Annotated in this window: 12 protein-coding genes and 1 tRNA gene; 11 read left to right on the top strand and 2 right to left on the bottom strand. The window is 34.5% G+C overall.

Annotated features, from left to right (window positions below; all coding sequences use genetic code 11):
* The first annotated feature begins 2 nt into the window (after positions 1-2).
* From WC614_01670 to WC614_01620, 11 genes are all read left to right on the top strand, one after another.
* Entirely contained in the window at positions 3-1826 is a 1824-nt protein-coding gene (locus WC614_01670) for a nucleoside-diphosphate sugar epimerase/dehydratase (GenBank protein MFA5031703.1), read from the top strand.
* A 28-nt stretch (positions 1827-1854) separates the two neighbouring features.
* On the top strand, positions 1855-2064 hold the full coding sequence (locus tag WC614_01665; protein MFA5031702.1) for a DUF2905 domain-containing protein: 210 nt from the start codon (positions 1855-1857) through the stop codon (positions 2062-2064).
* Positions 2010-3140, top strand: a complete 1131-nt coding sequence (locus WC614_01660) for a site-2 protease family protein (protein ID MFA5031701.1) — start codon at positions 2010-2012, stop codon at positions 3138-3140. The genes WC614_01665 and WC614_01660 overlap by 55 nt, the downstream gene beginning before the upstream one ends.
* Positions 3137-3760 carry a tetratricopeptide repeat protein gene (locus tag WC614_01655; GenBank protein MFA5031700.1) on the top strand — a complete coding sequence of 208 codons (624 nt, stop codon included), beginning with the start codon at positions 3137-3139 and terminating at the stop codon, positions 3758-3760. Before WC614_01660 ends, WC614_01655 begins: the two co-directional genes overlap by 4 nt.
* A 235-nt stretch (positions 3761-3995) precedes the next feature.
* Positions 3996-4724: a hypothetical protein gene (locus tag WC614_01650; GenBank protein ID MFA5031699.1), complete on the top strand. Its 729-nt coding sequence runs from the start codon at positions 3996-3998 to the stop codon at positions 4722-4724.
* A gap of 62 nt (positions 4725-4786) precedes the next feature.
* On the top strand, positions 4787-7315 hold the full coding sequence (gene mutS, locus WC614_01645) for a DNA mismatch repair protein MutS (protein MFA5031698.1): 2529 nt from the start codon (positions 4787-4789) through the stop codon (positions 7313-7315).
* 102 nt (positions 7316-7417) lie between these two features.
* Positions 7418-9790: a RecQ family ATP-dependent DNA helicase gene (locus tag WC614_01640; GenBank protein ID MFA5031697.1), complete on the top strand. Its 2373-nt coding sequence runs from the start codon at positions 7418-7420 to the stop codon at positions 9788-9790.
* Between the two features lie 17 nt (positions 9791-9807).
* Positions 9808-10950: a DNA-processing protein DprA gene (locus WC614_01635; protein MFA5031696.1), complete on the top strand. Its 1143-nt coding sequence runs from the start codon at positions 9808-9810 to the stop codon at positions 10948-10950.
* A 116-nt stretch (positions 10951-11066) separates the two neighbouring features.
* The gene (locus tag WC614_01630) at positions 11067-15071 is read left to right on the top strand and encodes a C25 family cysteine peptidase (GenBank protein MFA5031695.1); all 4005 of its coding nucleotides are present in this window, start codon (positions 11067-11069) and stop codon (positions 15069-15071) included.
* A 76-nt stretch (positions 15072-15147) separates the two neighbouring features.
* The gene (locus WC614_01625) at positions 15148-15552 is read left to right on the top strand and encodes a glycine cleavage system protein H (GenBank protein MFA5031694.1); all 405 of its coding nucleotides are present in this window, start codon (positions 15148-15150) and stop codon (positions 15550-15552) included.
* Between the two features lie 26 nt (positions 15553-15578).
* Positions 15579-16652: a dipeptide epimerase gene (locus tag WC614_01620; GenBank protein ID MFA5031693.1), complete on the top strand. Its 1074-nt coding sequence runs from the start codon at positions 15579-15581 to the stop codon at positions 16650-16652.
* A 155-nt stretch (positions 16653-16807) separates the two neighbouring features.
* Here WC614_01620 and WC614_01615 read toward each other — a convergent pair.
* A tRNA-Met gene (locus tag WC614_01615) sits at positions 16808-16881 on the bottom strand.
* A complete protein-coding gene (locus tag WC614_01610; GenBank protein MFA5031692.1) occupies positions 16872-18539 on the bottom strand; it encodes a recombinase family protein in 1668 nt (555 codons plus the stop codon). The genes WC614_01615 and WC614_01610 overlap by 10 nt, the downstream gene beginning before the upstream one ends.
* Between the last annotated feature and the right edge of the window lie 554 nt (positions 18540-19093).

The raw sequence follows: 19093 nt of genomic DNA, 5'->3' as shown, positions 1-19093 counted from the left end.
CAATGAAAACAAGACTGAAAATGAAAACAAAAGGGTTAAACTGGATGACTCTGGTAGATACAGGAATCGGCGTAATTGCTTACTATCTTGCATTTGTATTGAGGTTTTCAACATTTTTATTAGGCAACCAATTTTCCTTGTTTTTACAAACTTTGTTAATTGTAGTATTGATAAAATTTGTCATATTTAACTTCTTTGAAGTCAACAGGGGGATTTCAAAATATATTTCCATTGAAGATTTAATAACCATATTCAAGGCAACATCTTTTAGCACAATAGGTATAACTATTGTAGTATTCACGGTTTTCGCAGGATATCCAAGGTCAATACCAATGATTGATTGGTGTCTTACGTTTGTAATGATAGGCGGATTTAAGATTATCCCAAGAGTATACAGTGAATTTATTAAATCTTCCTCTCCATCCTTAAAAAGAATTTTGATTGTAGGTGCCGGGGATGCAGGAACAATGATACTAAGAGAAATAAAGAATAATCCGGCTTTGCCCTACAAAGTAATAGGTTTTATAGATGACGATAGAGCTAAACAAGGCAGAACTATACAGGGAGTTCCTGTAATAGGGACAAGATATGACATCCAGCATTTTGTTCGCAGGTATAAAATCGGAGAAGTTATAATAGCCATACCATCCGCGCCCGGGAACGAATTACGAAATATCGTTATGGAATGCAAAAAGGTAAAAGTAATATTCAAAACCGTTCCATCTCTCAGCGAAGTAATTACCGATACCGTATCGCTTTCTCAACTTAAAGAAGTAGATGTTGAGGATTTACTTAGAAGATTACCTATAAAATTAGATACAAGTCTTGTATCTTACCACATATCAGGCAAGAAAATTATGGTAACGGGTGCAGCAGGGTCAATAGGTAGCGAATTATGCCGACAAATAGCAAAATTCAACCCTGAAGAACTTATTTTAGTGGATATGGCAGAGACACCTCTTTTTCACATAGAACGTTCATTAAGAAAAAACTTCCCAGGACTAAACATAACACCCTTTCTTATTGATATAAAAGACAAATATCAAGTAGAACAAGCAATAAAACTAAAACCCGACATAATTTATCACGCAGCTGCTTATAAACACGTTCCCCTATTAGAAAGAAATTGGAGCGCTGCTATAAAAAATAACATATTTGGCACAAAAAACCTTGCCGATATAGCCAAAGAATATGAAATAGACGAATTTGTTATGGTCTCAACGGACAAAGCAGTAAATCCTATAAACACTATGGGACTTTCTAAAAGGCTTGATGAAATTTATGTCCAGTCGTTATCCAAAAACTCGAAAACTAAATTCGTTTCCGTTAGATTTGGAAATGTTCTTGGTTCTCAGGGAAGTTGTATCCCTATCTTTAAGAACCAATTAATGGCGGGAGAACCTATTACCATTACACATCCCGATATGAGAAGATATTTTATGACTATACCCGAAGCTTCCCAGCTTATAATACAAGCAGGGACAATGGGGAAAGGCGGAGAAATATTTATCCTTAGAATGGGAGAACCGGTAAAAATAGTTGACCTTGTAAATGACCTTATTACCTTATCCGGTCTGAATAAAGAAGATATTAAATTTTCATTCGTAGGCTTACGACCAGGGGAAAAACTTGACGAAGAACTTATCGGTAAAGGCGAAAAAGTGAAAATGACTCCTGATGAAAAAATACTTGTATTGGAAACAAAAAATAATCTTTCTCCCGAAGAAATAAATGAAGGTTTGAGAATACTTAAACAATACCTGGATTATGGAGATATGAAGAATACTCTTGCTCAGGTTAAACATATGATTAGCACTTATTCGTAAATAATTTTATCCTCAAAATTTATATCAAATGTTAAGTATAAGCAAAATATTTATTTTTCTTGGAGGTATTTTTATTATCTCCGGTGTTTTATTCTTCATATTCCATAAGCTTGGATTAGAAAGATTACCGGGCGATATCAAAATTCAACACAATAATTTTACATTCTATTTTCCTATCGTTACATGTATATTATTATCCGTAATTTTAAGTTTGATTTTACGTTTTATAAAAAAATGAACCCAACACTCGACGAATTATCAGGAATCCTCTATGATTGCATAAACGTACAGGAAATCTCAACTGAAAACGATATCACAATAGTCCGCGGAACTCTCATTGTAGATAAAAAATTCGCATTTGATACCATAAGTAAGCGTCTGAAACCTTACAATTTATTACCGCTGTTCTCACAAAAAGATAATTTTCAGACTATTCTTAAACTTATTCCTGCCCCTATAGTCAAAGCAGACAAACGCTGGATTAATCTATTGCTTTTAATTCTTACTTTTTTCAGCACAATAGGAGCGGGTATTTTTCTTACTATGGGTTTCTTCAAAACACTCGGGGAAACTTATCAAACCAGTCAACTCATAACCTACGGCATTTTATTCGCCTGTTCTATGCTTATAATACTTGGGACTCACGAACTTGGGCATTATTTTGCCTGTAAAAGGAGAGGAATTTCCGCTACACTTCCTTATTTCATTCCTTTCCCATTTTCGTTATTCGGAACATTAGGGGCTATAATAAAAATAAAATCCCCTATACAAGACAGAAATGGTCTAATTGAAGTCGGTGCCGCAGGTCCTATCGCCGGTTTTATACTTACCATCCCTATCGCCATAATAGGCTTAAAACTCTCTAAAATAACCTTAATCGGCGCTGGAGACCAAACTTTTATGGGGAACTCTTTGCTCTTTTCCATTTTAACAAAATTATTTGCCCCGGCTATACCTCTGGGTTATGATGTAGTTTTACATCCAATAGCTTTCGCCGGTTGGGTTGGTGGATTCATTACTGCACTTAATTTATTGCCTGTCGGGCAACTGGATGGCGGACATATAATTTATGCTCTTATTGGCGAAAAAAATAAATTCGTAGGATGGGCAATAATAGGAATGATAGCAGTACTTGGATTTTATTGGGAGGGATGGTTCTTATGGGTACTTTTCATTCTCCTGGTAATAAAACTAAGACATCCTGCGCCATTAAACAATATAAGCCAATTAGATACAAAACATAAAATTATCGGAATCGTAGCTCTGGCAATATTTGTTTTAACTTTTGTCCCGGTTCCTTTTAAAATGCAATGATTATATTAATACTTTTTTTATTATTACCTTCGGAACTCTACAAGGAAGCCCATAAAGCTTATAAGTCCGGAGACTTTGAACTTGCAGGCAAAAGGTTTGAACGACTATTAGTTAATTATCCTGATAACGTACTTGCCCCCGAAGCTATGTTCTGGACGGCAAAATTAAAATCCAATCCCGATAAAGCAATGGAATATTATACAAAATTTATATCCTTGTATCCGGAAAGTAATTTTGTCCCCGAAGCTTTATACAATATTGCCCAGTATTATTATGCTGTAGAAGATTATAATTCGGCAATTAAATTTTATAATGACCTTACAACAAAATACCCTTCCTCTGTATACACTAAATATGCTTACTCACAGTTAAAAATCTTTTCTACCTTAATATACATCCAGATAGGAGCTTTTTCAACCAAAGAAAATGCCCTAAAACTTCAACAGGAAATTACACCCATTCTATCTTCCGATAGTCTATTAGGAAATGAGCTTTCTATCCAGATTAACCAGGAAGCCAACCTTTACAAAATAAAAATAGGACACTTTAATTCTGAACTGGAAGCAAGCGAGTTTTTATTACGAAGCAAAATAAACGGGTTTGTTATAAAACGTAAATAATTATGGAAACATCTACCCCTCTCTTAGAACAGTGGCACAAAATAAAAAAGCAATATCCGGATGCCATAATACTCTTCCGCTTAGGTGATTTATTATTTTTGATATTTCAAATTGAAAATGACATAATATCGGTATAAAGCAACAGTACTTGGGGTTGAAAAATATGGCTTGACTGAATGAAATTCTATGATTAAAATTACATAACTTAATAGAAAAAAATATAGGAAATATAATTATGAAAAAAAATAAAAAAATTAATTTAAAATCTCCATCTATAATAAGTGCAATTATAATTGCTATCGCAACTATAATCGCAGCAATAATTAGGATTACTCCCCAAAGTCCTATAAAAGTAGTTTCAACCGGAAATTCAAATAAAATAACAGTAGACAGTAAAAAAGTAGACGCCAAAAAAGACTACGTACAAGGCAATAAAATAGAAACAACTATTAATGCACCTAAAGCTTTAATAGTGACACAAAATCAAACTGGTAATAACAACATTATCAACCAAATCTCATCCCAAGACTACAAACAGCTTACAGAATCTCAAAGAGAACAAGTTATAGAAAACTTAAAACAACTTATTAGAGAGTTTTCCCAACCACCTAAAATTTTTATTGAAATTGAAAGTGGTAACTCCATGAGAAATAAAGTAGCATATGACTTAGAAACTTTGCTGAAAAGTTTTAATTTAGGGCAATATGCACAAGGTAATACATATATAGGTCGTTTTCCCGACCATCCAATAACAATAATATGTAACTCTCAAAACAAAGAATTTGTGGATAAATTCATCAAGGCTATTGAGCCTTATATAAAATGTCAGTATTATATTGACTCAAATACAATCTTTTCAACTGATATAATTAAATTCTATATAAACGGAACACCTTCTTTTGAGATGGATGGAAGAGTTCAAATTGTAAGCGATAGAATACTAAAATGCTATCAAAATGTATAAAGACTGCCACACGATACAAGTTTTTCCCCATTTTGAAAGCAAGTTGATATAAGGTAATAATTATGGAAACATCTACCCCACTTTTAGAACAGTGGCACAAAATAAAAAAGCAATATCCGGATGCCATAATACTCTTCCGTCTGGGTGATTTTTATGAAACATTTTATCAGGATGCCGTTTTGGCATCAAAAATTCTTGGAATAACCTTAACTCAGAGACAATCCGGGGTTCCGCTTGCCGGGATTCCTCATCATGCGGCGACTCCATACATCGCTAAACTTGTTAAAGCAAATTATAAAGTGGCAATATGCGAACAACTCGAACCTCCCCAACCAGGGAAACTCGTTAAAAGAGACGTGATAGAAGTAATTACCCAAGGGACTTTAGTTGAAGATGCATTGCTTGAAGCAACAAAAAATAACTATCTGGCATCAATATTTCAGAATGACATAAATTACGGGCTTGCCCTAATAGATCTCTCCACAGGAGAATTCAAAGTCACTGAACTCAATAAAGAAGAACTAATAGACGAACTGAAAAGATTATCACCGGGAGAAATTATTACTTCCGTAGACTTTGATTTCATACATACCTCAAAAATAGATACTTATAAATTTAATTATGATATTGCAAAACAAGAACTGATTGAACATTTTAATGTAGCCTCTTTGGATGGTTTTGGATGTAAAGATCTGCATCTTGCCGTTTCAGCCGCAGGAGCTGCCTTATCTTATCTTAAATCCGTAAAAAAATCGTCTCTCCCCCACATCAATCCACCCAAACCATACTTTTTATCTAAATATCTGCTTCTTGACGAACCTACAAGAAAAAACCTTGAACTTATACAAAAAATTAATAATACCGAAGGCGAAGGTACACTTCTATGGGTATTAAACCATACTTATACCCCGATGGGAATAAGATTACTTCGAAACTTCATTCTTTTCCCTCTTGTTGACATAAAAGAAATAAATAACAGACTTGATAAAGTAGAATATTTCGTTAAAAACCTATCTTTTTTAGGACAATTTACAGGCATAATTTCCTCCAATGCCTGCGTATCAGACCTCGAAAGACTCGCCACAAGGGTTTCTATGGAAAGAGCTACCCCGAGAGATATTACCGCTATTTCAAATACCCTAAAAATTCTACCCGGGATAAACACCATACTTCCTAAGGAATTCGAAAGTTATAAAATGCCTGACTTAAAAGATATTGCTCAATACATTGAAAAAGCTATCGTTGCTAGCCCGCCTCCAACTATAGAAGACGGTGGAGTCATAAAACAAGGTTTTAGCAAAGAACTTGATGAAATACGGGAACTTTCTTATTCCGGTAAAAAATGGGTTTCGGATTTTGAATCTCGTGAACGAATTAGGACAAAAATCCAATCCCTGAAAGTCGGATTTAATAACACTTTTGGTTATTATATAGAAATTACAAGGTCAAATCTTAAACTCGTTCCTCAAGACTACATAAGAAAACAAACTACAGTAAACTCCGAGAGATTTATTACCGAAGAACTAAAACAATACGAGTATAAAATTTTGTCCGCAGAAGAACGGATAAAACGAATGGAATACGAAATATTTTCCGAAGTACGAAAAAAAGTGGCTTCGGAAGTCCATAAAATTCAGGATACTGCCAGAAAACTTGCTGAACTGGACGTTTTTGCGTCATTCGCTTTTATAGCGACCCAAAACAACTATGTAAAACCCGAAATAACCGAAGAAAATTCCATTATCATTAAAGACGGGAGACATCCCGTTGTAGATAAACTGATTTCAAAAGACGAATTCATCCCAAACCCGACTACATTAGATGATGAACAACAAATTTACATAATTACGGGACCAAATATGGCAGGAAAATCCACATATTTAAGACAGGTCGGATTAATAACTCTTATGGCTCAACTTGGCTCTTTTGTTCCCGCTTCTTATGCCAGAATAGGAGTAAGAGACCGCATATTTACAAGAATCGGCGCAAGTGATGACCTTTCACGGGGCGTTTCCACTTTCCTTGCTGAAATGAACGAAACTGCAAATATATTAAATAATGCAACAAATAGGAGTCTTGTTTTGCTTGATGAAATCGGAAGGGGAACAAGTACTTACGATGGGATGTCAATTGCATGGGCAGTCGCCGAATACCTGTTGCAAAAAATCGGAACTAAAACACTTTTTGCAACTCATTATCACGAATTATCCGAACTTGCCACAATCTTTTCAGAGATAAAAAACTATCATATAGCGGTTAAACGATATGAAGACAAAATAATCTTTTTACGCCAGTTAAAACCGGGACAATGTGATGATTCCTATGGAATAGAAGTAGCAAAATTGGGTGGGGTGCCGGGGAAAGTAATAAAACGAGCGCAAGAAGTCCTGGAATCCCTGGAAATCAAAGAATTAAAATCAAGTAAAATCCGTTCCAAATCAAAACAAACAGACTTCTTTACAACTCCTAATAAACAAGAATTAAATAAACCGGAGTCCAAAATATTAGAAACCATCGCAAACATAGACCCTGATAAAATAACTCCCGTAGACGCTCTCCTATTGATAAAAAAATTAAAAGAAATGAGTTAGAGCAATTGCTTACTCATTTTTATTTTGCATATACCCTTCAGGTACCACTTTTACTCTTGACTTTTTCCATTTCTACCTTAAACGTATCGTAAACTAACTATAATGACAAGAAACGAATTAGAATATAAACTTAAACAAACCTTTAAGCTTGACAGATTCTATGACGACCAATGGGATACTATTAACCGAATTTTAAAAGGAGAAAGAGTTTTACTAATTGAAAAAACAGGTTTTGGAAAATCATTGTGCTTTCAATTTCCTGCGACAATTTTCAATGGGACAACTGTAGTTTTTTCGCCACTAATTGCATTAATGCGTGACCAGGTAAAAAAATTAAACAGCTTAGGCATTTCTGCAAAATGTATTAATAGCGAACAGACAATGGCGGAAAACTCTCAAATTATATCAGAAGCCAAACAAGGAAAAGTTAAAATTCTTTATATAGCTCCTGAAAGACAAGAAAACAGTGAATGGCTTGAAGCTACAAGACAAATGAATCTTTCAATGGTCGTTATTGACGAAGCCCATTGTATTTCAGTCTGGGGACACGATTTCCGCCCTGCGTTCAGAAAAATCGTTGACTTAATAAAATTGTTACCACAGAAATTTCCTATTTTAGCCACAACGGCAACAGCCACAGAAAGAGTAGCTCAAGACATCATTCAACAAATGGGGGGGAATATAAAATATCTTCGTGGTAATTTACTACGGGAAAATTTTAGGCTGAACGTAGTAAAAGTTTCTTCCGAAGATGATAAACTGGCATTTTTAGCAGAGTACTTACCTAAACTGAACGGGACAGGTATCATTTATACCGGCACAAGGGTTGATACTGAAATTTATTCAAATTTTTTAAATTACCAAAACATTAGCTCTGTAAATTATAATGCCGGATTCGACGCAGAAACAAGAAAATCTATAGAAGATGGGTTGATTAATAACCACTGGAAATGTGTCGTCTCCACAAATGCCCTGGGTATGGGTATTGATAAACCAGACATTAGATTTATCATTCATACGCAAATACCTGCATCTCCAATTCATTATTATCAAGAGATTGGAAGAGCAGGTAGAGATGGGAAAGAAACTAGAATTATCCTTTTATACAATCCTGAAGACAGAGAATTGCCGGAACATTTTATTGAAAACAGTCGTCCCCCTTTTAAGCATTACCAAAAGGTTATTGAGCAATTAAAAAAAGAACCTTCAGGCAAATGGGATTTGATGAGAAAAACCAATCTAAATAAAACCAAAATAGAAATAATAACAACAGATTTAATCGAGCAAGGTATAATAAAAGAAGTTATTTTTGGTCGTTCCAAAAAATATGAGTACAAATTTAATGCCCCTCGGCTTAACACTATGACTTTTGAAGAGCTCAAGGAATTTAAATTAAACGAACTTGAGAAAATCATTGAATACGCTGAGATGGATAAGTGCAGAATGTTTTATCTTTGTGATTACCTGGATGATAAGAGTATTGTTGAAATTTGCCATAAATGCGATAACTGTAGGACGGAAAAATTTACCCATAAAATAAATGCTTACTGGCAGGAAAAAGTGGATGATTTTAAGAATAATGATTTTCCAGAAATTCAATTGGTTTCTATGTCTCAACAAGAAAAACCTCTTTTAGAGCGAAAGGATAAATTGGTCAACGGGGTTGCATTTTCGTATTATGGCTTTTCAAACGTAGGATCTATGATTCACCGGTGTAAATATGAGGATGGTGGAGACTTCCCCGATTCCCTTCTGATTGGAGTTTTGAGAGCCTATCGAAGCTATTTTAAAGATGAAAAATTCGATTTAATTATCTACGTTCTTCCAACTGAATCGGGTGATTTGGTTAAGAATTTTGCCGAAAAAGTATCCAAGAATTTAGAGATACCTATTTCCCACGGATTGACAAAGCGGCAAGATATGAAACCCCAAAAGGTATTTCAAAATTATATATCAAAAAAGGATAACGTAAAAGGTGTTTTTGGCTACAACAATCCCGCCGAGATTAAAGGGAAAAACGTTCTGTTGATTGATGACATTTGTGATAGCAAAGAAACAATTAAGGAAATCGGAAATTTAATGAGTAAATTGGGGGTGAATAAAATTGCACCATTGGTAATAGCAAAGACAATTGGCGGGGATATAATAGATAACACTCCAAATTTAATTAAAAGGAATGTAGTAGATTCTAAAAAAGCAGTGAATGAGAAAGAAAAACCTTTTGCAGAAATTCGTCGGAAGTATCCAAATCCTAAGGATGAAGATAAGATTTACCAAATATTAAAGAAATGGCGTTTTGAAAAAGCCAAAGAAAGTAATTTGCCTACTTACTGCATTTTGCCTAATGCAACCTTAAATAATATTGCCGAAAGAAAACCTACTTCCATTTTAGAACTTCTGGACATAAAAGGATTAGGCAAAAAGACAATTAAGAAATTTGGCGAAGAGATTATTGAACTTATTAATAACTTATAAGTTAAAGGAATAAAATTATGGGCACAAAAGATTATTCATATTGGATAGCATTGGCACATTTGCCAAAATGGGGTTATTTAAAAATCAATAACCTAATCATCAAGTTTTTCCATGAAGAAAAAATCTCCATAGAAGACTTTTTCAACTTACCTGAATCAATATGGAACAATAAATATCAACTTAACCAAGAAGATATTTCTGATTTACAGAAAGCAAAATCTGAATTACCTAATAACGCGTTTTTTGCAGAAAATCTTTCAAGCCAGGGGTTTGAGTTAATCCCTATTACTTCTCCGGAATACTCAAAAACCTTAAAACAAAACTTAAAAGCGGCACATTCCCCTGCTTTATTGTATGTTAAAGGTAACAAAAAAATACTTTATGAAAAGTCTATTGCTATTGTTGGTTCAAGAGATGCAGGAAGGAAATCATTGGAATTTGCCGACAACATTGCCAAATTAGCAAGTAAGGATTTTAAAGTAGTCGTTAGTGGTTTTGCAAAAGGCGTTGATAAACAGGCTTTAGATTCTGCAATAAAATACACAGGACAAAGTATAATTGTTCTTCCTCAAGGTATAACAACTTTTATTTCGGGCTTCAAAACATATTACAGGCAAATTGTTGACGGTAATATTTTAGTGTTAAGCGTATTTCATCCAAAAGCAGTTTGGTCAGCCGGTTTGGCAATGGCTCGTAATCCTGTTATTTACGGACTTGCTGACGAAATATTTGTAGCAGAGTCAAGCGAAAAAGGTGGAACATGGTCAGGAGTAATTGACGGTCTTAGAAAAGGACGTAAAATTTACGTGAGACAACCTGAACCAAACGAAAAAAATGCAAACAATCTTCTTATTCAAAAAGGCGCTATTCCGGTTGACTTCAATGGAGTAGGAAATCCAAATGCTGAACAAATGGTAACAGCATCAATTGCAAATGAACCATCTATAGAAACTATTGAAGACAGAATTCTAAAAATACTTAACGGAAAAACACTTTCTGTAAAAGACATTCTTGAAAAATTAAAATTGGATTGGACGACAAAAAAATTGACAACTCACTTGCAGGAAATGGAAACAATTCAAACTGTAAAAAAATATGGGAGAAATCACTATACCCTAAAAAGCAATCAAAAAGAACGACAAACAAAACTTTTTGAGTAGACAAAAAAGTACTGGTTAGAAAATCAGGGGTAACGATGCTGTCCGATATTGATAAAAAAATTAAAAGAAATGAGTTAAGTATTGACTTTAAAAGTCTGTAATATATAATATTCAAAATGAATAATTCGCTTTTTTATAAGAATTTCTCCAAAGTCTTTTTATTTATTTTACTTACTGCCACACAAATCCACACTACCTTATTATTCGCAGAAAAAATAACAAAAGAAATACAATTCAATAAGTCATCCTTGTCCAATAAAGAAATCAATGGATATCAAATATTATCTTTAAAATCGGACAAACTAACTCCCGGAGCAATTCTACATACTACAGAAGCAGGTTCACCTATTATTCCTTTTTATGAAATTCATATACTTATTCCTCAAGATGCCATAGTAAACTCTTTAGACGTAATTTCTACCAGCAATGAAAAACTACCTGATAAATATTTTTTATTCCCTGCACAACGCCCTCAACCAATGATTTACAATCTTCCAGTCCCCGAATTTATTTCTCCCAATCCTGTAATTTACAATTCACCTACAACTTATCCTGGAAATCTCGCAAAACTTGTTGGGACAGGAAATAAAGGAGGATATAAAATTGCAAGTATTCTAATTTATCCCGTCCAATATATCCCATCAGAAAAACAAATTATATTTTATTCCTCAATAAAAATAAAACTAAACTATACTCATACTTCCAAAACCAACCTTTTAACCCCATTTCAGAATAATACAATTAAACAGGAAATTAAAAACATAGTATTAAATCCCGAAAATATAGAAACTTATGCGCCCCAGATAACAAACAAACAGAATGAATTTCAATATTGCATAATAACTAATAATGCCTTGTCCGGCGAGTTTCAGCGTCTTGCAGATTGGAAAACCCGTAAAGGCATTAAATCTAAAGTTATGATTGTAGATTCTATTTACAATACTTTTTCCGGGATAGACAGACAAACAAAAATTCGTGAGTTTATACGATACGCTTATACCAACTGGGGAACTCAATACTTTTTGTTAGGGGGACAATCTGATTTCGAAAACAATGAAGAAATTGTCCCACGAAGAGATGTTTTTTGTGTTAATACTGACATATGTCCTTATCCGGACGGAGATACTATCCCCAGCGATCTTTATTATTCTGATTTAGACGGGACATGGGATAAAAATGGAAATGGCATATACGGAGAAATGGACGACAGTATAGACCTTTATTCGGATGTATATGTCGGCAGAGCTCCCGCAAAAGACATAAATCAGGCAAAAATATTTGTAGATAAAATCCTTGCTTATGAAAAAAATTCACTGAAAGGATATGCAAAAAAAATATTACTCGTAGGTGCAGAATTATGGCCGTCAAAAAATTATAATGGAGATATAGTTAGTGACTCAATAATATCCATTACTCCATCAGGCTGGTCAGAAGGCAAATTATATTACAAAAATGGCAACTTATCACGGGATGCAGTTGTTGATTCTGTCAATGCTGGATTTGGACTTGTACATTATGCAGCACATGGAGGCGCACCCGTAATAATGGTAGCAGGTCAAAGCTTTTCAATTCCCTTTGTGGATATTCTTAACAATACTAATAAATTCGGTATTCACAATGCAATTTCCTGTTTTACGGGAGCAGTGGATGAAATTAACACTAGTGATTATAATTATGATTGCCTTGCAGAGCATATAGTAAACAGCCCTAACGGCGGTGGAGTAGCTTCCGTGATGAATACAAGATATGGTTGGGGAACACCACCTTATATGGGTTACGCCGAATTACTGGACCTTGAATTTTATAACCAATTATTTAACTCGGGAGCTTATCATCTAGGTATTGCTCACACACTTTCTAAAAATCCATACTGTGGTATAGCTCAAACAGATACTCTTTGGAGATATTCTATTTATGAATTAACATTATTCGGAGACCCGGAATTACCAGTCTGGACAGAAGCCCCGGAAAGCCTCACTGTTAACTATCTATCTAATATCGGAACAGGCTCACAAAACTTTAATGTGTATTGTTCGCACAATAGCAGTCCTAAGGAAAGTACATTAGTATGCCTGATGAAAGGAACTGAAATCTATAAAACAGGATATACAAATTCGGCAGGAAATGCAGTATTTAATATTTCACCTGCAGTCCCCGGGAATATCTATGTAACTGCAACTGCACATAATTTTTATCCTTACGAAGGGACATCTACTGTGGTGGGACAGGGGCCTTATGTTAGTTATAAAAATCATGACATTACAGACAACATAGGAAATGCAGACAGTACTGTTAATCCGGGAGAAACAATAGATTTATACCTTACATTATGGAACCCTGGAACTATAACCGCATCAGGCGTTAGCGGAACAATTACAACAAATGACACCCTTGTTTCCGGTATATCAGATACAACTCAAAGTTATGGCAACATTTTATCAAAAGACAGCTGTACAAACTCAGGGACATATAAAATCTCAATTTCACCTAATACCCCTGATATGCATATCATAAAAATTCGTATAAAAATTACCGATGATTCGGCTAATATCTGGTATGATAGTTTAAACATTCAAGTTGCTAGACCAAAACCAATTTACCAGTCCTATCAACTTAATGACTCCGAGGGCAATACTCCTAACGGATATTTGGACCCCGACGAAGAAGCAAAAATTACGCCCCGTGTCAAAAATACGGGAACCGGTAATCTAGATTCTGTAAGAGCAGTTTTAAGAACAACCAGCCCCTATACAGCAATTATAGATTCACAGTCAACCTTCGGCGAAATACCTCATACCGAAACTAGAAACGGAATACCCTTTAAGGTCAATACAACTCCCAGTATTAATATTGGCGATAGCATAATATTTGAAATACAAATAATAGGATGGAATGGACTAATTCAGTATTCAAATTCAGACACGATTGTTGTGAAAGTTGGTCTTCCCGGATTAATGTACGCTGACCACGACGTAGGGAACCTCCAATTTACCGTTACTTGTAATGGTGTATGCGGATTCACAAAACAAAACGGCGAAGGCACCGGCTTCAAATACCCACATAACAGTAGCAATCTCTTATGGATAGGTTCATTATGGGTCGGGAACGCTTCAAATTATGTAGTAAATAAAGATTTTAATGCGGAAGGAACCGGCGATTGGAAAGAAACCTCAACCCCGGATGGAAAACTAAGAATGGGAGGAAATAAATTCTCCAATCAGGACGGGATTGCTATTTATAATGATGCAAATCATCCTGCTCCAAAAAATATAACCGTAAACCAATTATCTTCAGCTTGGTCTACCCAACCTTACAATGACTTCGTAATTATGAAATATAAAATAACAAACACCGGAACATCCCCGATAAATAACTTATATGCAGGACAATATATGGAGTTTGATGTAGACACATTAAACTCACTGAAAGACAAAGTCGGCATAGATTCTTCAAAACATTTAATATATCAATATGCCAAAATAAACTCCAGATGTGTCGGCATAAAACTTATCAGTCCTCTAAACCCTGCAAACCTCAGCGCAATCAACAGTAAAACTTATGTATACCCGGGATGGTTTATTCAAGATAGCATTAAAATTAAATTTCTTAATGGGGCTTTAACTTCTACCGTTCTTGACACAACAGATGATTGGGGCATACTGGCTTCGACAGGACCTTTTAATCTGGATGCAGGTAAAGACACAACAATATCATTTGCCATTATTGGAGGAGATAGTATCTCAGACCTTAAATACAATAGTGATATGGCAGAAATAATTACCAGCATAGAGGATAAAGAGAAAAATACACCTTTGAGCTATAAATTATATCCCTGTATGCCAAACCCAACAAAAAACAAAGCTTTTATACTATATTCCGTGCCGAAAACATCTGAAGTAAAAATCGTAATTTATGACATAAGTGGAAGAATCACAAAAAAATTCGCATTTAAAGGAGTACTGCCGGGATTACACAGTACATTATGGGATGGAACCAACTCGCACGGGAATAAAGTGTCTACAGGAGTCTATTTTATACATTTTATATCTAAGGCAGAAGAAACTCAATCTCAGGATGAAAATGAGGTTAAATATAGAAATAAATTAATAATTATACGATAATATCAAGTATATTTATGAAAGTGAGAATTTTCCCTTGACTTTTTAGTTATTATTAAGTATAAAACTCCATAAAAAAATGGCAATAATAGAAGGATATAATTTACCTGATAATCTTTACTATCACGAAAATGGAACATGGGTAAAACTACAGGGAGAAAATGTACGGATAGGCGTAACCGACTTTTATCAAAAATTAGCAGGAAAAATAACTTATCTTGATTTCCCCTTTGAAAACGATGAACTAATACAGGGAGACCCATGCGGTAGAATTCAATTTGATAAACTCATAGCTCCTGTTTCCGGTACGGTTATTACAGTAAATCAGGAATTAGAAGATAACCTTAATATTATAAATAAAGAACCTTATGCCAGCGGTTGGATAATAATCGTTAGAACTTCAAATATAGATGAAGAATTAAAAAATTTATATCACGGAGAAAAAGCAGTAGAGTGGTTAAAAAATAAACTTACAAATAAATAATTTCCCCTATCAGGAGGTTGAATAAAATGAAAATCACGAAAGTAAACGTAAAACCTATACTTTTACCACTAAAAGTTCCATTTAAGATTGCCCTTGGAGAAGACGTTGAATATGAAGGTGTAGTTGTAGAAATAGAAACTGATAACGGTTTAACCGGCATTGGAGAAATATCCCCTTCACACAGAATTACAGGTGAAACAGTAGGAGCTTCAATTAGTATAATGCAAACTGATATAATACCACAGATTATGGACGAAAATCCTTTGTTTATAGCAAAACTAATGGATAAAGTCAATGCAAGAATTATATTTAATCCAAGTGTAAAATGTGCAGTTGATATTGCGTTGCACGATATACTCGGCAAATATCTTGGTATGCCATTGAAAACCATACTTGGTGGATTCAGAGAATCTATAACAACTTCCATTACTATAGGTATCAAATCTATATCGGAAACTATAGAAGAAGGGAAAAGCTTTGTCACAAACGGAGCAAAAGTAATAAAAATAAAAATCGGTCTGGATCCGGAGGAAGATATAGAAAAAATAAGATTACTCCGTGAAGAACTTGGTTATAAACTGGCTATAAGAGTTGATGCTAACCAGGGATACGATCCACGCACCGCAATAAAAGTTTTAAGAAAACTTGAAAAATATGAAATTGAATTTGTCGAACAACCCGTTGCTTATTGGGATATCAAAGGATTAAAATTCGTAAAAAATAACACTGATATCCCCGTTATGGCAGATGAAAGCATACATTCTATTTATGATGCAATAAATTTAATCCGTGAAGAAGCTTGTGATTTATTCAATATAAAATTAATGAAAGCTGGTGGAATAAAAGCAGGAGCAAAAATTGCAGCAATCGCAGAAAGTGCAGGTATCCCCTGTATGATAGGTTGTATGGTCGAGACAAGAATTGGCATCGCGGCTGCAACACATTTAGCACTTGCCACAAAAAACATCAAATATGCAGACCTTGACGGACATCTAATGCTACGAAAAGATGTAGTCGATGGAGGAGTTTTTACCGAAAACGGTGAAAATAAGGTAACTGATAAATCTGGATTAGGCGTAACGATGATAGAAAATAATTAATTTCAAACAAACATCTTATTTTTTTGTTCTCTTTAAGTTCTTAACTTTATGCTTCTACCTATCTCCCAGTTTGACTATAAGTGTTTTCTATAAGTCTGTTGGGTAAGTATTTTTTCGGAGTTTAAACCATGCTAGCGGGGTTATTTATTTTTTTATGGCGACGGAGGGATTCGGACCCCCGACACAAGGATTATGATTCCTCTGCTCTGACCAACTGAGCTACGTCGCCATCGTTACAACAGAACTACTGACTTCCCTATTCTGAAGAGGAAGTCTGAACGTTATATTTACTTTACCATTTGACTCGATATCTACTCTTTTTACTAATGCTTGAACAAGTGGCTTTTTCTCCGTATCAGTAGCCCAAGTCAAATAATCTCTAAACTGGAGTATAAGCTCCTCCGCCACTGAAGCATCCTGTTCAGTATAAGATAACTGTGCCTTTTGAACAGAAACAAGAAAAAGTTCATCTTCTGCTTTTTTTTCTCTCTCAGCAATTTCTTTTATCTGTTGGCTAAATTTATCTAATGCAATATTCTCTTTCTTTAGTAGGTCAAATAGCCTCTGTTTCTCATTTTCAAGTATACGTTTTTCCCTTATAAAATTTTGCTCTTTATTATCTAAATCTTCTGTTTCAGTATCTTTACATACTTTCAGCTTTTCCACTAACTCCCTAATCTCTGGTAGTCTTCCCTGAAGATTCTTAACTTGTTCTATAAGAAAAGGTTCAATCACCTCTTTTCTCACATATTTAAGCCTGCAATCTTCACAATGCGGAGTAAGTGGTTCATCGCTTTTTAAACCTCTTATCCTTCGCCAACCGGAAGGATTGCAACGGTAGTATTTATCTTCATAAGTTTTTATTTCATCTTTTTCTTCTATTGCTCTTGTTTTCTTCCAGCCCTCTAATTTTATTCCGCAGGGAGAAAAATGTAATAATCCATTAAATAAATAGTTTTCTTGACACTCTTTATCGCTGGCTTTCCTTTTCACTTTAAGCTTTTCTTGTGCAGCCAAAAATATTTCCTTTGAAACAATAGGTTCATGGGCATTTTCTATATATACCCAATTTTTCCTATCTCTTTGTTGGCTAATTACTTTACCATCTTTACGTTTAATACGATATTTATTCCACGTATAAACACCATAATATACAGGGTTAGACAAAATTATTCTTACTGTTTCACTTCCCCATTTTTTTCCTCCAATAAGTTTGCCTGCCTTTGTAGTGTGCTGATTTGTATGGTAGTTCTTTTCATTGAGCCACTTAGCTATAGTGCTGGTGCTCATTTCTTGTTTAGTTTCAGGATGGCCTTGGCAATATAATTCAAAAATTTGCCGTATAATTGGAGTTCTGGTTTCATCAATTGTTAACCTTTTATTCTCTACTTTATATCCATCAGAAATAGTTCCGCCATTATAATTACATTTTCCCGCCTTGCCAAGCATTCCCATATAAGCCCGTTCTCCTATGGCATCAGACTCAAACTCAGCAATGGAAGATAACATATTAAAGGTAAGTCTTCCGACAGAACTACTCGTATCAAGGGACTCAGTGATAGATACAAAATTCACTTCTCTTTTATCAAACTCTTCTATTATATGATGCATATTTTTAACATTACGGCTCATCCTATCGAGTTTGAAAACAACTACTACGTTAAAAAATCCTAATCCTGCATCTTGTATCAGCTCCTGTAATTTCTTACGGTTAATATTCCGACCGGAGTCCGAGTCTTTATAAACCTTGTAAAGTACCCATCCCTTACTTTCACAGTACGCTCTACATCTTCTCTCTTGCTCACCAAGTGAACAGCCCTCTCTTTCTTGGAGTTCAGTACTGACCCTGACATAAATACTAGCTCTTATTAATTCTTTGTTTTCCATGTTTTAATAATTTGTTATATTACGATGATAAATTTTTATTGTCAAGAAAATCATACTCACTTTTTTACTACTTTGTATTTTGCCCATCAGAATGATTTTTATTACTACAATCCTTTATAAATCTTGCAAGTATATTTAAAGTACTTGGGGTAAAGTCATCTGTCTCGAACTTAACGCTTCCCAGAGATAAATTACACAAACTGGTATTATTTTTATGTTTCTTTGCTGAAATTAAGTTGGAACTTTTGTAACTTATTTGATTTCCCTTTGTCTTATTCTGTTTAACTTTCTGTTTTTTCCCTTTATTCACCTTTTTTTGTTTATTCAATAGTCCCTCGACTGTTATGAAACCAATTCAATAGTAACATTTTAATTTTATAGTATATTATACTACATTTTTATTGATTTGGCAAAGCCCGATTATTAAGCTAGTTTTAGGGGTAATAGTATCCCATGGGAAGTTATTGAGGTAGTTTTGTTGTTAATACCTTCCCACTGGAATGGGATTAAGGTTGAAAAATTTGGTTAAATAGTTAGAACTACAAAGGGTTTTA

The organism is bacterium, assembly GCA_041649255.1.
GTDB lineage: Bacteria > Hydrothermota > UBA3073 > JACQXS01 > JAQTXJ01 > JAQTXJ01.
This window is presented reverse-complemented; position numbering and strand designations above follow the sequence as displayed.

Bases quoted from the DNA above. Each gene is read 5' to 3' on its own strand.
- WC614_01670 (MFA5031703.1), top strand. From the start codon at position 3: ATGAAAACAAGACTGAAAATGAAAACAAAAGGGTTAAACTGGATGACT.
- WC614_01665 (MFA5031702.1), top strand. From the start codon at position 1,855: ATGTTAAGTATAAGCAAAATATTTATTTTTCTTGGAGGTATTTTTATT.
- WC614_01660 (MFA5031701.1), top strand. From the start codon at position 2,010: ATGTATATTATTATCCGTAATTTTAAGTTTGATTTTACGTTTTATAAA.
- WC614_01655 (MFA5031700.1), top strand. From the start codon at position 3,137: ATGATTATATTAATACTTTTTTTATTATTACCTTCGGAACTCTACAAG.
- WC614_01650 (MFA5031699.1), top strand. From the start codon at position 3,996: ATGAAAAAAAATAAAAAAATTAATTTAAAATCTCCATCTATAATAAGT.
- mutS (MFA5031698.1), top strand. From the start codon at position 4,787: ATGGAAACATCTACCCCACTTTTAGAACAGTGGCACAAAATAAAAAAG.
- WC614_01640 (MFA5031697.1), top strand. From the start codon at position 7,418: ATGACAAGAAACGAATTAGAATATAAACTTAAACAAACCTTTAAGCTT.
- WC614_01635 (MFA5031696.1), top strand. From the start codon at position 9,808: ATGGGCACAAAAGATTATTCATATTGGATAGCATTGGCACATTTGCCA.
- WC614_01630 (MFA5031695.1), top strand. From the start codon at position 11,067: ATGAATAATTCGCTTTTTTATAAGAATTTCTCCAAAGTCTTTTTATTT.
- WC614_01625 (MFA5031694.1), top strand. From the start codon at position 15,148: ATGGCAATAATAGAAGGATATAATTTACCTGATAATCTTTACTATCAC.
- WC614_01620 (MFA5031693.1), top strand. From the start codon at position 15,579: ATGAAAATCACGAAAGTAAACGTAAAACCTATACTTTTACCACTAAAA.
- WC614_01610 (MFA5031692.1), bottom strand. From the start codon at position 18,539: ATGGAAAACAAAGAATTAATAAGAGCTAGTATTTATGTCAGGGTCAGT.